Origin of the sequence: Bacillus sp. UNC69MF (assembly GCF_000746035.1) — a bacterium.
GTDB lineage: Bacteria > Bacillota > Bacilli > Bacillales > Bacillaceae > Bacillus > Bacillus velezensis.
Genome location: NZ_KN050798.1, coordinates 725,188 through 741,721 on the forward strand (window position 1 = coordinate 725,188; position 16,534 = coordinate 741,721).

The 16,534-nt window shown below is 47.3% G+C and carries 15 protein-coding genes; all 15 read left to right on the forward strand.

Annotated features, from left to right (window positions below; translation table 11 throughout):
* The first annotated feature begins 152 nt into the window (after positions 1-152).
* On the forward strand, positions 153-515 hold the full coding sequence (locus BR62_RS0115695; RefSeq protein WP_003154327.1) for an Asp23/Gls24 family envelope stress response protein: 363 nt from the start codon (positions 153-155) through the stop codon (positions 513-515).
* Positions 516-530: 15 nt separating this feature from the next.
* On the forward strand, positions 531-2,198 hold the full coding sequence (locus BR62_RS0115700; protein WP_025284718.1) for a DAK2 domain-containing protein: 1,668 nt from the start codon (positions 531-533) through the stop codon (positions 2,196-2,198).
* A gap of 142 nt (positions 2,199-2,340) precedes the next feature.
* Entirely contained in the window at positions 2,341-3,003 is a 663-nt protein-coding gene (gene sdaAB, locus BR62_RS0115705; protein ID WP_032871450.1) for an L-serine ammonia-lyase, iron-sulfur-dependent subunit beta, read from the forward strand.
* A 20-nt stretch (positions 3,004-3,023) separates the two neighbouring features.
* On the forward strand, positions 3,024-3,926 hold the full coding sequence (sdaAA, locus tag BR62_RS0115710; RefSeq protein WP_012117539.1) for an L-serine ammonia-lyase, iron-sulfur-dependent, subunit alpha: 903 nt from the start codon (positions 3,024-3,026) through the stop codon (positions 3,924-3,926).
* Positions 3,904-5,952, forward strand: coding sequence for an ATP-dependent DNA helicase RecG (gene recG / locus BR62_RS0115715; RefSeq protein ID WP_032871453.1), 2,049 nt, complete (start codon positions 3,904-3,906; stop codon positions 5,950-5,952). The genes sdaAA and recG overlap by 23 nt, the downstream gene beginning before the upstream one ends.
* Positions 5,953-6,058: 106 nt before the next feature.
* A complete protein-coding gene (gene fapR / locus BR62_RS0115720) occupies positions 6,059-6,625 on the forward strand; it encodes a transcription factor FapR (protein ID WP_003154320.1) in 567 nt (188 codons plus the stop codon).
* 13 nt (positions 6,626-6,638) lie between these two features.
* The gene (gene plsX, locus BR62_RS0115725; protein WP_007409758.1) at positions 6,639-7,637 is read left to right on the forward strand and encodes a phosphate acyltransferase PlsX; all 999 of its coding nucleotides are present in this window, start codon (positions 6,639-6,641) and stop codon (positions 7,635-7,637) included.
* 18 nt (positions 7,638-7,655) lie between these two features.
* Positions 7,656-8,609, forward strand: coding sequence for an ACP S-malonyltransferase (gene fabD / locus BR62_RS0115730; protein ID WP_032871456.1), 954 nt, complete (start codon positions 7,656-7,658; stop codon positions 8,607-8,609).
* Positions 8,602-9,342 (forward strand): 3-oxoacyl-[acyl-carrier-protein] reductase, encoded by a 741-nt coding sequence (gene fabG / locus BR62_RS0115735; RefSeq protein ID WP_032871457.1) that lies wholly within the window; start codon positions 8,602-8,604, stop codon positions 9,340-9,342. The genes fabD and fabG overlap by 8 nt, the downstream gene beginning before the upstream one ends.
* 84 nt (positions 9,343-9,426) lie before the next feature.
* Positions 9,427-9,660 (forward strand): acyl carrier protein, encoded by a 234-nt coding sequence (acpP, locus tag BR62_RS0115740; RefSeq protein ID WP_003154310.1) that lies wholly within the window; start codon positions 9,427-9,429, stop codon positions 9,658-9,660.
* A 138-nt stretch (positions 9,661-9,798) separates the two neighbouring features.
* The gene (gene rncS / locus BR62_RS0115745; protein WP_007409760.1) at positions 9,799-10,548 is read left to right on the forward strand and encodes a ribonuclease III; all 750 of its coding nucleotides are present in this window, start codon (positions 9,799-9,801) and stop codon (positions 10,546-10,548) included.
* Positions 10,549-10,649: 101 nt separating this feature from the next.
* The gene (smc, locus tag BR62_RS0115750) at positions 10,650-14,210 is read left to right on the forward strand and encodes a chromosome segregation protein SMC (protein WP_032871458.1); all 3,561 of its coding nucleotides are present in this window, start codon (positions 10,650-10,652) and stop codon (positions 14,208-14,210) included.
* A 19-nt stretch (positions 14,211-14,229) separates the two neighbouring features.
* The gene (ftsY, locus tag BR62_RS0115755) at positions 14,230-15,219 is read left to right on the forward strand and encodes a signal recognition particle-docking protein FtsY (RefSeq protein WP_032871459.1); all 990 of its coding nucleotides are present in this window, start codon (positions 14,230-14,232) and stop codon (positions 15,217-15,219) included.
* Positions 15,220-15,302: 83 nt separating this feature from the next.
* Positions 15,303-16,073 carry a phosphotransferase family protein gene (locus tag BR62_RS0115760; RefSeq protein ID WP_020955815.1) on the forward strand — a complete coding sequence of 257 codons (771 nt, stop codon included), beginning with the start codon at positions 15,303-15,305 and terminating at the stop codon, positions 16,071-16,073.
* Between the two features lie 121 nt (positions 16,074-16,194).
* On the forward strand, positions 16,195-16,527 hold the full coding sequence (locus BR62_RS0115765) for a putative DNA-binding protein (protein WP_003154299.1): 333 nt from the start codon (positions 16,195-16,197) through the stop codon (positions 16,525-16,527).
* The last annotated feature ends 7 nt before the right edge of the window (positions 16,528-16,534 follow it).

Here is a 16,534-nt window from a genome sequence, read left to right on the forward strand (position 1 = left end):
CTATTGTTTCCCTTACTTTCAAGAAAAATCACTTGACATGTAAAACCAATCACATTTCCGCGCTGAAGGCCGCTGTCTGTATCTTTTCTTTTCATAATGGGATACATATAGTAGAATAATGATAACTCTATGCATCTGAAGGAGGAACCTGTGTGTCCATTGAAATGAAGACAAAATACGGACAGATTGATATATCCAACGAAGTCATCGCAATGGTTGCCGGAGGCGCTGCCATTGACTGTTACGGAATAGTGGGGATGGCCTCAAAAAACCAGATTAAAGACGGTTTGTCTGAAATCCTCCGGAGAGAGAACTTCGCAAAAGGCGTACATGTCCGTCAGGAAGCCGAACAAATACATATCGACATGTACATTATTGTCAGCTACGGCACTAAAATATCCGAAGTAGCCCACAATGTTCAGACGAAGGTAAAATACACAGTAAATCAAACAATCGGACTTGCAGTTGATTCTGTAAATATTTATGTCCAAGGCGTACGAGTAACGAACCCGTAGTGAGGAGGATGAGTATTGTCTAGACGAAACTTAGATGGGAGAGCTTTTGCGGCAATGATTCTGGCGGGGGCTGAGACATTGTCTCAAAACGCGTCCGCGGTGGATGCGCTGAACGTGTTTCCCGTGCCTGACGGCGATACCGGAACAAATATGAATTTATCGATGTCATCCGGTGCAAGAGAGGTAGAGCACATTGACTCACCCGACATCGGCAAAGTCGGCATCGCCTTGTCAAAAGGCCTGCTTATGGGAGCGAGAGGAAACTCAGGGGTGATCTTGTCCCAATTGTTCAGAGGTTTCACAAAGAGCATTGAAAACAAAAATCAAATAGACGCCCAAGAATTTGCCGCAGCACTCCAAGCGGGAGTGGATATGGCATATAAGGCGGTCATGAAACCGGTTGAAGGAACGATTTTAACCGTGGCCAAGGATGCGGCTAAAAAAGCGGTCGCCTCGGCCAAAGAAGAAACCGATATTATTTCGGTCATGGAGGCCGTTATTGAAGAAGCGGAAGCGTCGCTGAACCGCACGCCGGATCTGCTTCCTGTTTTAAAGGACGTCGGTGTCGTTGACAGCGGCGGAAAAGGTCTGCTTTGTGTATATGAAGGCTTTTTGGCTGCTTTAAAAGGAGAGGCCGTACCGAAAAAAGCGGTTCTTCCGGCACTCGATGATATGGTGAATGCCGAGCATCATAAAAGCGCGCAGAGCATGCTGAGTACAGAAGACATTGAATTCGGATTTTGTACGGAAGTGATGGTGAGGCTGGATCAAGATAAACGGACGTTCAAGGAAGAGACGTTCAGAAACGAACTGAGCCGTTTCGGCGATTCATTGCTGGTCGTGGCTGATGATACGCTTGCGAAAGTTCATATTCATGCCGAAGAACCAGGGAACGTACTCAATCTCGCACAGCGTTACGGCGATTTGATTAAAATTAAAATTGAAAACATGAGGGAACAGCATACTTCAATCATCAGCCAAGAACATGATGAAAAAAAGCCGGCCGGCGTTATGAAAGAAGCCCGCAAGCCTTTTGGCATCGTGACTGTGGCAATGGGAGAGGGCATTTCTGAATTGTTTACGAGCATCGGCGCTTCACACGTAATCGAAGGCGGCCAGACAATGAATCCGAGCACGGAAGATATTGTTGAAGCCGTTCAGTCTGTCAATGCGGAGACGGTTTTCATTCTTCCGAACAATTCCAATATTGTGATGGCTGCCAATCAGGCGGCGAGCGTGGCTGAAGAAAATGTCATTGTCATTCCGGCAAAAACGGTCCCTCAAGGCATGACTGCCCTGCTTGCGTTTAACCCTGACCAGCCGGCTGACGTAAATGAAGCTAATATGCTTGAGGCCATCCGGAATGTGAAAAGCGGACAGGTGACATATTCAGTCAGAGACACCCATATCGACGGCAAAGATATTAAAAAAGGTGATTTTATCGGCATTTTAAACAGTTCAATTATCGGCAGCGCCGAAGATCGGATAAGTGCGGCGAAATTGCTGCTGGATGAAATGATCGGGGATGAAGATGAAATCGTCACCATCCTGTACGGAGAGGACGCGCCGGAAGAAGAAGCTGAGAAACTCGCTGAGTATATTGCAAGCGTCTGTGAAGATATCGAGGTTGAAATCCATAACGGCAGACAGCCTCTGTATCCATATATATTTGCGGCAGAATAGAAGGGCTTATCAGGCCCTTCTATTCTTATGCCTTTATTTACCTGCGGCAGTGCGGCAGTGTGCCTGCTTGCCAATTGAGAAATGTTCAATTAGTCTAAAGAAAAGCGCTGAATGAAGTGATGTTAAGGAGGAGCAAACCAGCATGAAGTATAGAAGCGTTTTTGATATTATCGGCCCGGTAATGATCGGTCCGTCCAGTTCACATACCGCAGGCGCCGCCCGGATCGGCAGAGTGGCCAGAAGCTTATTCAGGCGGGAGCCCCGCCGGATCGTTGTGTCTTTTTACGGATCATTTGCGGAGACGTATAAGGGTCACGGCACTGATGTCGCGATTATCGGCGGCCTGCTTGATTTTGATACATTTGATGAGCGGATTAAAACAGCGATTCAAATTGCGGAAGAGAAGGGCATATATGTAGAGTTCCGTACAGAGGATGCCGTGCCCGTTCATCCGAATACGGCGCGTATCGTCATTTCTGATGAGGAGGGAGAGCTTGCCCTTACCGGTATTTCCATCGGCGGCGGAAAAATAGAAATCACGGAGCTCAACGGCTTTGAGCTGCGTCTGTCCGGAAACCATCCGGCTATTTTAGTCGTTCACAATGATAAATTCGGCACGATTGCAGGCGTTGCCAATGTGCTTGCGAAATTCTCCATCAACGTCGGACATATGGAAGTGGCGCGTAAGGACGTCGGCCAGCTTGCGCTGATGACGATTGAGGTCGATCAGAATATTGAAGAAGAAGTGCTTGACGAGCTTTCAACACTTCCTAATATTATACAGGTTACTAAGATAGCTGACTAAAAAGTCAGGAGGAAAATGACATGTTTCGTAATGTAAAAGAGTTAATAGAAATCACTCAAGAAAAACAAATTCCGATTTCGGAAGTGATGATCACGCAAGAGATGGAAGTGACGCAAAAAACGCGGGAAGAAATCTTTCAAGGAATGGAGCGCAATCTCTCCGTCATGGAAGCAGCTGTTGAAAAAGGGCTGAAGGGCGTCACGAGTCAGACCGGTTTAACAGGCGGAGATGCCGTGAAACTTCAGGCATACATCCAATCTGGAAGAAGCCTGTCGGGCAATCTGATTTTAGACGCCGTTTCTAAAGCTGTGGCGACAAATGAAGTCAATGCGGCGATGGGAACGATCTGCGCTACACCGACTGCCGGCTCTGCCGGGGTCGTGCCGGGAACGTTATTCGCCGTAAAGCATAAGCTGCACCCTACGACAGAACAAATGATCCGTTTTCTGTTTACAGCCGGCGCGTTCGGTTTTGTCGTAGCAAATAATGCGAGTATTTCAGGAGCGGCAGGAGGCTGTCAGGCGGAAGTCGGGTCAGCATCAGGCATGGCAGCGGCTGCGATTGTGGAAATGGCGGGCGGAACGCCTCAGCAATCAGCGGAAGCAATGGCGATTACACTGAAAAATATGCTCGGTCTCGTATGTGACCCGGTCGCCGGATTGGTAGAAGTGCCGTGTGTCAAACGAAACGCAATGGGAGCATCCAACGCAATGATCGCGGCGGATATGGCGCTGGCCGGGATTACAAGCCGCATTCCTTGCGATGAGGTGATTGACGCGATGTACAAAATCGGCCAGACAATGCCGACAGCACTGCGTGAAACGGGACAAGGCGGTTTAGCCGCGACACCGACGGGAAGAGAATTAGAGAAAAAAATTTTCGGAGGAGCGCTGAAATCAAGTGACACACCATCAGCAAACTAGTATAGCGGAAATTAAGGGCATTGGGCCGGAAACAGAAAAAACATTGCACGAACTTGGTATCTATGACATTTCTGATCTTCTGAATTATTTCCCTTACCGTTATGATGACTATGAGCTGAGGGATTTAGAAGAAGTAAAACATGAAGAAAGAGTGACGGTAGAAGGGAAGGTTCATTCAGAACCTTCTCTTACCTATTACGGCAAAAAACGAAACAGGCTGACATTCAGGGTGCTTGTCGGCAATTATTTAATTACCGCGGTCTGCTTTAACCGTCCCTACTTAAAAAAGAAACTGACGTTAGGTTCTGTCGTCACGATATCCGGGAAATGGGATAAACACAGACAGACCGTTTCCGTGCAGGAATTAAAAAACGGTCCTCATCAAGAAGATAAAAGCATTGAGCCTGTTTATTCTGTTAAAGAAAACGTCACCGTAAAAATGATGAGACGGTTTATTAAGGAAGCGCTGCAGCATCATTTGGACAGTGCGGCCGATCCGCTTCCTGAAAAATTGAGAATCCGCTACAAGCTGCCTGATTACAAACATGCCCTGCAGACGATGCATCAGCCTGAAACGAGGGAATCGTTACAGCAGGCAAGACGCCGGTTTGTTTACGAGGAATTCTTATTATTTCAGCTGAAAATGCAGGCGTTCCGTAAAGCGGAAAGGGAACAGTCAAAAGGCATCAGCCATGTGTTTCCTGCTGAAAAGCTCGCCGCTTTCACAGACAGCCTGCCGTTTTCGCTCACAACCGCACAGACGCGCGTGCTTCGGGAAATTACCGCTGATATGACATCCCCTTACCGAATGAACCGTCTGCTGCAAGGTGATGTCGGTTCAGGGAAAACGGCCGTCGCCGCCATCGCTTTGTACGCTGCGATTCTGTCGGGGTATCAGGGGGCATTAATGGTGCCGACTGAAATTCTGGCCGAACAGCATGCGGATTCTCTCGTATCGTTGTTTGCAAATGAAGATGTAAATATCGCGCTTTTGACGAGTTCTGTCAAAGGAAAGCGGCGCAGGGAGCTTTTGGAGCGGCTTGCTCTCGGAGAGATTGATATTTTAGTAGGGACCCATGCTTTAATCCAGGATGAAGTGGAATTCAAAGCGCTGAGCCTTGTTATTACGGACGAGCAGCACCGGTTCGGGGTCGAACAGCGCAAAAAACTCAAGAATAAAGGTCAGGATCCGGATGTGCTGTTTATGACAGCTACTCCGATTCCGAGAACGCTGGCCATTACCGTCTTCGGAGAAATGGATGTTTCCGTGATAGATGAAATGCCCGCGGGGCGAAAACAAATCGAAACGTATTGGGTGAAACACGACATGCTGGAGCGGATTTTGGCTTTTATAGAAAAAGAGCTGAAGCAGGGAAAGCAAGCCTATGTTATCTGCCCGCTCATTGAAGAGTCGGATAAACTGGATGTACAGAATGCGATTGACGTATATAACATGCTGTCTGACGTTTACCGCGGTAAATGGAATGTCGGCCTGATGCACGGGAAGCTCCATTCTGATGAAAAAGATCAGGTGATGAGAGAATTCAGCGCCAATCAATGTCAGGTACTTGTATCAACAACCGTCGTAGAAGTCGGCGTGAACGTGCCGAATGCGACGATTATGGTCATCTATGACGCCGACCGTTTCGGGTTATCTCAGCTCCATCAGCTCCGCGGCCGGGTCGGGCGGGGAGATCACCAATCTTTCTGCATCTTGATGGCAGATCCGAAATCCGAAACCGGGAAGGAACGGATGAGAATCATGTCGGAGACAAACGACGGCTTCGAACTGTCTGAAAAGGACCTTGAACTGCGCGGCCCCGGTGATTTCTTCGGAAAAAAACAGAGCGGTATGCCCGAGTTCAAGGTGGCGGATATGGTTCATGACTACAGAGCTTTGGAAACGGCCCGCCAGGATGCGGCCAATCTGGTGTCTTCAGAGGCTTTTTGGAAAGATGACGAATACCGCATGCTGCGCGGTCAATTACTTTCAAGCGGCGTCCTGGAAGGGGAGAAATTAAGCTGATTCTGCAAAATTCGGCGGCTTTCAAAAAACAATCATTGCATTCCAAACTATGAGATTATATACTACTATTAGTACCTAGTCTTAATTGTCCGGATGGTGTTTACAGATGAGAAGAAGCAAGAAAGAACGCCAAAAATTATTGCAGCAGACGATCAAATCGACACCCTTCATCACAGATGAAGAATTAGCGGGGAAATTCGGCGTCAGCATTCAGACGATCCGTTTAGACCGCTTAGAGCTCTCAATACCGGAGCTGAGGGAAAGAATTAAAAACGTGGCAGAACAAACGCTTGATGATGAAGTGAAATCACTGTCTTTAGACGAAGTGATCGGTGAAATTATTGATCTGGAGCTTGACGGCCAGGCCATTTCCATATTAGAAGTAAGACGCGAGCATGTCTTCAGCCGCAATCAAATTGCGCGGGGGCATCATTTGTTTGCGCAGGCGAACTCACTCGCCGTAGCCGTCATTGATGATGAGCTGGCGCTGACCGCAAGCGCAAATATCCGCTTTACAAGACAGGTGAAAGAAGGCGAGCGCGTCGTTGCGAAAGCCAAAGTGACGGCAGTCGAAAAAGAAAAAGGCAGAACGGTAGTTGAAGTCAACAGCTATGTGGGAGAAGAAGTCGTGTTCTCCGGCAGCTTTGACATGTACCGTTCAAAACAATCATAAAGGTGGAGCATGCATGAGAATAGCTGTAGATGCAATGGGAGGCGACAACGCACCCAAAGCTGTTATTGACGGAGTAATGAAGAGTATTGAGGCATTTGACGATCTTCATATTACGCTGGTCGGTGACAAGACAACGATAGAATCACACTTGCCAACAACATCAGACCGCATCACTGTGTTGCACGCCGATGAAGTGATTGAACCGACGGATGAACCGGTCCGCGCCGTACGCAGAAAGAAAAACTCTTCTATGGTGCTGATGGCGCAGGAAGTGGCTGAAAACAGAGCGGACGCCTGCATCTCAGCGGGGAATACGGGCGCACTCATGACAGCGGGACTGTTTATCGTCGGCAGAATTAAAGGAATCGACCGGCCTGCGCTTGCGCCGACGCTTCCGACCGTTTCAGGCGACGGTTTCCTTCTTTTGGACGTGGGAGCCAATGTCGATGCCAAACCGGAGCATCTCGTCCAGTACGGAATTATGGGATCTGTATATGCCCGGCAGGTTCTCGGAATCAGCTCGCCCCGCGTCGGATTGTTAAATGTCGGCACGGAAGAAAAGAAAGGAAACGACCTGACAAAAAAGACGTTTGAATTATTAAAAGAAACAAACGTGAATTTTGTCGGAAACGTTGAGGCGAGAGACTTGCTCGAAGGCGCTGCTGACGTCATCGTCACAGACGGCTTTACGGGCAACGTCACGTTGAAAACATTGGAAGGTTCAGCGTTATCGATTTTCAAAATGCTGAAAGATACACTGACTTCAAGTTTTGTTTCTAAGCTCGCAGCGGGAGTGCTGAAGCCGAAGCTGATGGAAATGAAACTGAAAATGGACTATTCTGAGTACGGCGGGGCGAGTCTTTTCGGTTTGAAAGCGCCCGTCGTTAAAGCGCACGGCTCTTCTGACGCACGCGCTGTTTACCATGCGCTGCGCCAGGCGAGAGAAATGGTCAGCCAAAACGTGGCCGCATTTATAGAAGAAGAAGTAAAAGAAGAAAAAACAGATGAGTAGTCTGGAGGTTACCGCATCATGAGTAAGATTGCATTTTTATTTCCCGGACAGGGATCACAATATATCGGTATGGGAAAAGACCTGTACGAACGCGAAGAAGTGTCAAAACGTATTTTTGATGAAGCGGACGAAACGCTTGAAACAAAGCTGAGCTCGCTCATTTTTGAAGGCGACGCTGAAGAATTAACCCTTACATACAATGCGCAGCCTGCGCTGTTGACAACGAGCATCGCCGTATTGGAAAAGTTTAAAGAATCCGGCATCACCCCTGATTTCACCGCCGGCCACAGCCTCGGAGAATATTCGGCGCTTGTTGCGGCGGGAGCGATGACATTTAAAGATGCCGTTTACACGGTAAGAAAACGGGGAGAATTCATGAATGAAGCTGTGCCGGCCGGAGAAGGCGCCATGGCCGCTATTCTCGGAATGGATGCGGAGTCCTTGAAAAAGGTGACGGATCAAGTGACGGAAAACGGTCATCTCGTACAGCTTGCAAACTTGAACTGCCCCGGCCAGATCGTCATTTCCGGAACGGCAAAAGGCGTGGAGCTGGCTTCAGAAGAAGCGAAAAACAACGGAGCAAAACGGGCAATCCCATTAGAAGTAAGCGGACCGTTCCATTCTGAATTAATGAAGCCGGCAGCGCAAAAACTCGAGGAGGTGCTCAGCGCCTGTGAGTTAAAAAATGCGGCTGTTCCCGTGATTTCAAACGTTTCGGCTGACGTTATGACAGAAAAAGACGATATCAAGAAAAAACTGATCGAACAGCTGTACTCACCTGTTCGCTTTGAAGAAACCATTAACAAACTGATTGACGAAGGCGTCACGACGTTTGTTGAAATCGGGCCGGGAAAAGTGCTTTCAGGCCTTGTGAAAAAAGTGAACCGCCGCCTTAAAACAATCGCGGTTTCTGACCATGAAACCATCGAACTGGCGATTCAAACGCTGAAGGAGGAGAATCAGGATGCTTAATGAAAAAACAGCAGTGGTAACGGGAGCGTCCCGCGGAATCGGGCGGGCGATCGCGCTTGATCTTGCGAAAAACGGCTGTAACGTAGTAGTCAACTACTCCGGGAATGAAGCGAAAGCGAACGAAGTCGTAGATGAAATCAAATCTTTGGGCCGAAACGCGATCGCGGTAAAAGCCGATGTATCAAATCCCGAAGAAGTACAAAACATGATGAAAGAGGCTGTCGCTGCATTTTCTTCAATCGACATTCTCGTGAACAATGCGGGGATCACAAAAGACAATCTTCTGATGAGAATGAAAGAAAATGAATGGGATGATGTCATTAACATTAACCTAAAAGGTGTATTCAACTGCACGAAAGCCGTGACAAGACAGATGATGAAACAGCGCTCCGGCCGGATTATCAACGTATCATCAATCGTCGGCGTCAGCGGAAACCCCGGCCAGGCAAACTACGTGGCGGCAAAAGCCGGTGTAATCGGCTTAACGAAGTCATCAGCCAAAGAGCTTGCGAGCCGCAATATTACGGTCAATGCCATTGCTCCGGGCTTTATTTCCACGGATATGACGGACAAGCTTTCTAAAGAAGTCCAAGATGAAATGCTGAAGCAGATTCCGCTCGCGCGTTTCGGTGATCCTTCCGATATCAGCAGCGTTGTTACGTTCCTTGCTTCTGAAGGATCGCGTTATATGACGGGCCAAACCCTTCATATTGACGGCGGAATGGTGATGTAAAGATTTGTTTTTAAAATTTCATCCTAGTTTCTCTAGTTTTTTAAAAACGAATCCTCTATAATACTTGAGGGGAGGTGAATTGCTATGGCAGATACATTAGAGCGTGTAACGAAAATCATCGTAGACCGCCTTGGCGTTGATGAAGCTGACGTCAAACTTGAAGCTTCTTTCAAGGAAGACTTAGGTGCTGATTCCCTAGATGTAGTTGAGCTTGTTATGGAACTTGAAGACGAGTTTGATATGGAGATTTCTGACGAAGATGCTGAAAAGATTGCAACAGTCGGCGACGCTGTGAACTACATACAAAACCAGCAATAAGCTGATGCTAAAAGTCCCGCCTGACAGCGGGGCTTTAGCCCTTTAATCGTTCGGTTACCGGCGTCTGACGCTGTACGCGCTGCCGATTCCGTTTACGGCGGGGAGCGCGGTGAACCTGATGTGCCTATGGAGGTTACTATGTCAAAACACTCACATTTTAAAGATAAAAAAAAGTTCTATAAAAAAATAGAGCAATTTAAAGAGTTCCAAGAACGGATTTCGGTTCATTTTCAAAACGAGAAACTTTTGTATCAAGCATTTACACATTCATCTTATGTGAATGAGCATCGGAAAAAGCCGTATGAAGACAATGAAAGGCTTGAATTTTTAGGTGACGCTGTTTTGGAACTGACGATCTCCCAATTCTTATTTGCCAAATACCCGGCCATGAGTGAAGGAGATTTGACGAAGCTGAGAGCCGCTATCGTATGCGAGCCGTCACTCGTCTCACTTGCCCATGAATTGTCATTCGGCGATCTTGTTCTCTTGGGAAAAGGAGAAGAAATGACGGGCGGCAGAAAGCGTCCTGCGCTTTTAGCGGATGTGTTTGAAGCGTTTATCGGCGCACTGTATCTGGATCAGGGCCTTGACCCGGTTCAGCAATTCCTGAAAGTGTACGTGTTCCCTAAAATAAACGATGGTGCTTTTTCTCATGTGATGGATTTCAAAAGCCAGCTTCAAGAATTTGTACAGCGGGACGGAAAAGGATCGCTTGAGTACAAAATTCTCAATGAAAAAGGGCCTGCCCACAACCGGGAATTCGAGGCGCTAGTCTCTCTTAAAGGTGAGGCGCTCGGTATCGGGAACGGACGTTCCAAAAAAGAAGCCGAGCAGCATGCGGCACAGGAAGCTCTTGCAAAATTGCAAAAACATCATACGAAACAATAAAATCCCCCTGTATCCCTAGGGGGATTTCAGTATGTCTGCGCCTGATATAAGCGGGTGATTATGATAATATTGAGATACTTATACGATAAGGAGGATCTGGGATGTTCCTCAAACGTTTAGACGTTATAGGATTTAAATCATTTGCAGAACGGATATCCGTTGACTTTGTAAAAGGCGTCACGGCCGTTGTCGGTCCGAACGGCAGCGGAAAGAGCAACATTACCGAAGCCATCCGCTGGGTGCTCGGCGAACAATCAGCCCGCTCGCTTCGGGGCGGAAAAATGGAAGATATCATTTTTGCGGGAAGTGATTCGCGCAAGCGGCTGAACCTTGCCGAAGTCACGTTAACGCTTGATAATGAAGATCATTTTCTCCCGATCGATTATCACGAAGTCAGCGTGACGAGACGGGTGTACCGTTCCGGAGAGAGTGAATTTCTCATCAACAATCAGCAGTGCCGTTTGAAAGACATCATTGACTTATTTATGGACTCCGGGCTCGGAAAAGAAGCATTCTCTATTATCAGCCAGGGGAAAGTCGAAGAGATTCTCAGCAGCAAAGCGGAAGACCGCCGCAGTATTTTTGAAGAAGCGGCCGGCGTGCTGAAATATAAAACAAGAAAGAAAAAAGCGGAAAACAAACTGTTTGAGACGCAGGATAACTTAAACAGGGTGGAAGATATTCTCCATGAGCTTGAAGATCAGGTCGAACCGCTGAAAATCCAGGCATCAATCGCCAAAGACTACTTAGAAAAAAAGAAAGAGCTTGAGCATGTCGAAATTGCCCTTACCGCCTTTGACATCGAACAACTGCATGGCAGATGGTCGGGTTTAAAAGACAAGGTGCAGGCTGCTAAAGAAGAAGAATTGGTGGAATCATCGGCTCTATCCGCAAAAGAAGCGATGATAGAAGAGACGAGAGATAAAATCCACGCGCTTGATGAATCCGTCAACGAACTGCAGCAGGTTCTGCTCGTGACAAGTGAAGAGCTGGAAAAGCTGGAAGGCCGGAAAGAAGTGCTGAAAGAGCGCAAAAAAAATGCCGCGCAAAACCGGGAACAGCTTGAGGAATCCGTTACACATTACACGAACAAAGAAGCCGAACTGAAAGCCGACATTGAAAAACAGTCTGCCGTCTATGATAAGCTGCGTGCGGAAGTGAAGCGGTTAAACGCCCAAGTGAAAGAAAAGCAGCAGGCTCTCAGTCTGCATAATGAAAATGTAGAAGAGAAAATTGAACAATTAAAAAGCGATTACTTTGAATTGTTAAACAGCCAGGCGTCGATTCGCAACGAGCTGCAGCTTTTAGATGACCAGATGTCCCAATCTGCGGTCCAGCAGGCGAGACTGACCGCAAACAATGAAAAATATCTTGAAGAACGTAACGATATTGCAGTCCGCAAAGCGGCGTGCGAAGAAGAATTGGCTGCCGTTGAAGAGGATATTCACAATCAGGTCGTCCGCTTTCGCGAAGTCCAGACAGCATATGAACAGAAAAAACGCCAATATGAAAAGAAAGAATCTGCGCTGTATCAGGCATATCAATTCGTCCAGCAGGCCAGATCCAAAAAAGATATGCTTGAAACGATGCAAGGCGATTTTTCAGGATTTTACCAAGGCGTAAAAGAAGTGCTGAAGCAGAAAGAGAAGCTCGGCGGCATCCGCGGCGCCGTTCTCGAACTGATTGCCACCGAACAAAAGTATGAAACGGCGATCGAGATTGCACTCGGCGCAGCGGCGCAGCACGTTGTCACAGACGACGAGCAGGCGGCGCGGAAAGCGATTCAATATTTAAAACAGAATTCATTCGGCCGCGCGACGTTCCTGCCGCTTACGGTTATGAAACCGCGCCAGCTCCAAACCCGTGATGAACAGATGGCTCAGAAGCATCCGTCTTTCCTCGGCACAGCGAGCGGGCTTGTCACATATGATGCCGCGTATCGGAATGTCATTCAAAACCTTCTCGGCACCGTGCTGATCACTGAAGATTTAAAAGGTGCGAATGAACTGGCCAAGCTTCTCGGGCACCGCTACCGCATCGTGACGCTTGAGGGCGATGTCGTCAATCCAGGCGGATCAATGACAGGCGGCGCGGTCAAAAAGAAAAACAATTCTCTGCTCGGCAGAAGCCGTGAGCTTGAGACGGTGACTGCGCGGCTTGCCGAAATGGAAGAAAAAACAGCTTTGCTCGAAAAAGAGGTCAAAACGCTGAAGCAGGCCATTCAAGAGCTTGAACATACGCTGAGCGGTCTCCGTGAAGACGGTGAAGCTTTCAGAACAAAGCAGCAGGATGTAAAAGGCAGGCTGTATGAACTCGAAGTCGCTGAAAAGAACATCAATACCCATCTGGAGCTTTACGATCAGGAGAAAGCATCACTGACCGAAAGCAGCCGGGAAAAAGAGACGCGCAAATCAGCTCTGGAAGAACAGCTGAGTGAGGCATCCGGCCAGCTGAAAGAGCTTGAGGAAGAGATGGAAAGGCTGACAAAACAAAAGCAGACCCTATCCTCAACAAAAGAAACGCTCTCTCATGAACTGACGGAATGTAAAGTGGCTGCTGCGAAAAAAGAACAGGCGTGTTCGAGTGAAGAAGACAACCTCAAACGGCTGAAAAAAGAGCTTGAAGAAACGCAGCTCGCTCTGAAAGAAACACGGGAAGATTTAAGCCTCCTGACCTCAGAGATGACGTCCAGCACAAGCGGTGAGGAGCAGCTTGAAGAAGCAGCCCATCACAAGCTTCACGATAAAACGAGAACGATCGAATTGATCGCCAGCCGGCGCGACCAGCGGGTGAAGCTCCAGCGGGCTCTTGATACGAACGAGCTTGAACTGAAAGAGATGAAGCGTCTGTATAAGCAAAAAACAGACATTCTGAAAGATGAAGAGGTAAAACTCGGCCGGATGGAAGTTGAGCTTGATAATCTCTTGCAGTATTTACGCGAGGAATACAGCTTATCCTTTGAAGGAGCAAAAGAACAATATCAGCTCGAACTCGAGCCTGAAGAGGCGAGAAAACGGGTCAAACTGATCAAGCTTTCAATTGAAGAGCTCGGAACGGTCAATCTCGGCAGCATCGATGAATTTGAAAGAGTAAACGAACGGTATCAGTTTTTAACAGAGCAGAAAAATGACCTGACGGAAGCGAAAAACACACTGTTTCAAGTCATTGAAGAAATGGATTCTGAAATGACGAAGCGATTCCATGAAACGTTTGTCCAGATCCGTTCTCAATTCAATGACGTGTTCCGTTCTTTATTCGGAGGAGGACGGGCTGAACTGAAGCTGACTGATCCGAATGATCTTCTTAATTCCGGGGTGGACATTATCGCGCAGCCTCCGGGCAAAAAACTGCAAAACTTAAATCTTTTGTCAGGGGGAGAACGGGCGCTGACTGCCATTGCCCTTTTATTCTCCATTCTGAAAGTAAGGCCCGTGCCGTTCTGCGTCCTTGATGAAGTGGAAGCTGCGCTTGATGAAGCCAATGTATTCAGGTTTGCGCAATATTTAAAAAAATACAGCGGCGACAGCCAGTTTATCGTCATCACCCACAGAAAAGGCACCATGGAAGAAGCGGATGTCCTCTACGGTGTTACGATGCAGGAATCCGGCGTTTCCCGAATGGTTTCGGTCAAACTGGAAGAAACAAAAGAATTCGTTCAGTAACGAGGAAAGAGGTTGAAAGATGAGCTTTTTTAAAAAATTAAAAGAGAAAATCACGAAACAGACAGACTCCGTCTCTGAAAAATTTAAAGATGGTCTTGAAAAAACAAGAAATTCCTTCTCAAATAAAGTGAACGAACTCGTCTCCCGCTACCGGAAAGTCGACGAGGATTTCTTCGAGGAGCTTGAGGAAGTGCTGATTGGCGCTGACGTAGGTTTTACAACCGTTATGGAGCTGATTGATGAGCTCAAAAAAGAAGTGAAGCTGAAAAACATCCAGGATACTCAGGAAGTGCAGTCCGTCATTTCTGAAAAGCTTGTCGACATTTATAACAGCGGCGACGAACAGATTTCTGAATTAAATATTCAGGAGGGGCGCCTGAACGTTATTCTGCTTGTCGGGGTAAACGGCGTCGGAAAAACGACAACGATCGGAAAACTTGCCCATAAGCTGAAGAATGAAGGCAAATCCGTTGTGCTCGCTGCCGGAGACACCTTCAGAGCCGGGGCGATTGAACAGCTTGAAGTGTGGGGGGAGCGTACAGGCGTGCCTGTCATTAAACAGGCTGCCGGAAGCGACCCTGCTGCGGTTATTTATGATGCCGTACACGCGGCTAAAGCAAGAGGAGCGGATGTGCTGATTTGTGATACGGCCGGCCGCCTTCAGAATAAAGTAAACTTAATGAAAGAGCTTGAAAAAGTCAAACGCGTCATCGAACGCGAAGTGCCTGAGGCTCCGCATGAGGTTCTCCTTGCGCTGGACGCGACGACAGGCCAAAATGCGATGGCGCAGGCGAAAGAATTCTCCAAAGCGACGAATGTGACGGGTATCGCGTTAACGAAGCTTGACGGCACCGCAAAAGGCGGTATCGTCTTGGCGATCCGCAATGAGCTTCACATCCCCGTGAAACTGGTCGGCCTCGGAGAAAAGGTTGACGATCTCCAGCGGTTTGATGCAGAATCTTACGTATATGGTCTCTTTTCTGATTTAGTTGAAAAAGCCGAGGATTAATGAATAAAAAACGAGTATAAAATGGACGGTTTTATACTCGTTTTTTTATACGCATTGATAGATCGGAATGGAGGGGGCAATTGTTGGACAAATGGCTGAAAGCTGAATTGGAAAGTAAGGTCGGAGCGATAAACCATATGTCGCTGCTGGATGAACAGGGAGGCACTTCAACCGTTCGAAAAATAGTGGCCGGCCAAGACGCATTTCTGCTGAAAAGTTCTTTTCAACAGAAGTATCGGGAATGGTTAATGAGAGAAGCCTTCGTTTTACAAAAACTGACGGAAACTCGTCGTCTGCCTGTTCCTATTTATTATGGGATGATACAGGAACAGCATGCCAGCCATATCGTAATGTCATTTGAGGATGGAATCACCCTGACTTCTGCTTTAAGAAAAGCAAAAGGAGATACTGAAAAGAAAAAGCTGATCAAAAGTTTCGGCCAGTTTCTGCAACGGCTGCATGAAACCGAAATGGTCTCTGGTTTACAGCCGGAATCAGACTGGCTCGATCTGCAAATCAAACGAGCCGGGGAATATGTCAAAAAAGGACAGGCTGAAGGAAGTGCAGAGCTTTTGAAGGAATTGGACAGGTACAGGCCTGTTCCTGTTCAGCAGACAATGATACACGGTGACTGCACGACTGATAATGTGCTGGTGAAAGACGGAGAGGTCTATCTGTTTATCGATGCTGCGGGAATATCGGCGGGAGATCCGCGATATGATGAATCATTAGCGATCAGTCATTTTGTCACAAATGAAGCATGCCTCAATGCTTTTTACGAAGGCTATTGCCGCTATCGTGTATCAAAACAAGAATTCGAGTATTTTAACGACGGTCTATATGAATTTTTTTGAAAAAACTTATTATGTAAAAAGAGCATCCTGCTTTGACAAGATAAAAACTTGACACACGCTCTGAAACCATGTAAACTAAGTTTTTGTAAAGGGATTTGACTTAACAAAGGGGAGAGCTCAAATGTCGCTCGAAAAAACGACGAGAATGAACTATTTATTTGACTTCTATCAGTCGTTGCTGACGTCAAAACAAAAGAGCTATATGTCGCTTTATTATCTGGACGATTTCTCCCTTGGTGAAATAGCCGAAGAGTATGACGTTTCAAGGCAAGCCGTTTACGATAACATCAAACGGACTGAAGCGATGCTTGAACAATATGAAGAAAAACTGCTCCTTTTTAAAAAGTTTCAGGAGCGTAAAGAAATGTTTACAAAGCTGAAAGAGCTTGCTTCCGGGTTGCAGGAAGAGGAAAAAATGACGGCTCTGATTGAAGCGCTTGAGAAATTAGATTAGGAGGCGG

Excerpts from the sequence above, each read along its gene's own strand:
- fabD (WP_032871456.1), top strand. The coding sequence starts at position 7,656 with ATGAGTAAGATTGCATTTTTATTTCCCGGACAGGGATCACAATATATC.
- BR62_RS0115765 (WP_003154299.1), top strand. The coding sequence starts at position 16,195 with ATGTCGCTCGAAAAAACGACGAGAATGAACTATTTATTTGACTTCTAT.
- sdaAA (WP_012117539.1), top strand. The coding sequence starts at position 3,024 with ATGTTTCGTAATGTAAAAGAGTTAATAGAAATCACTCAAGAAAAACAA.
- sdaAB (WP_032871450.1), top strand. The coding sequence starts at position 2,341 with ATGAAGTATAGAAGCGTTTTTGATATTATCGGCCCGGTAATGATCGGT.
- rncS (WP_007409760.1), top strand. The coding sequence starts at position 9,799 with ATGTCAAAACACTCACATTTTAAAGATAAAAAAAAGTTCTATAAAAAA.
- fapR (WP_003154320.1), top strand. The coding sequence starts at position 6,059 with ATGAGAAGAAGCAAGAAAGAACGCCAAAAATTATTGCAGCAGACGATC.
- fabG (WP_032871457.1), top strand. The coding sequence starts at position 8,602 with ATGCTTAATGAAAAAACAGCAGTGGTAACGGGAGCGTCCCGCGGAATC.
- smc (WP_032871458.1), top strand. The coding sequence starts at position 10,650 with ATGTTCCTCAAACGTTTAGACGTTATAGGATTTAAATCATTTGCAGAA.
- plsX (WP_007409758.1), top strand. The coding sequence starts at position 6,639 with ATGAGAATAGCTGTAGATGCAATGGGAGGCGACAACGCACCCAAAGCT.
- acpP (WP_003154310.1), top strand. The coding sequence starts at position 9,427 with ATGGCAGATACATTAGAGCGTGTAACGAAAATCATCGTAGACCGCCTT.
- ftsY (WP_032871459.1), top strand. The coding sequence starts at position 14,230 with ATGAGCTTTTTTAAAAAATTAAAAGAGAAAATCACGAAACAGACAGAC.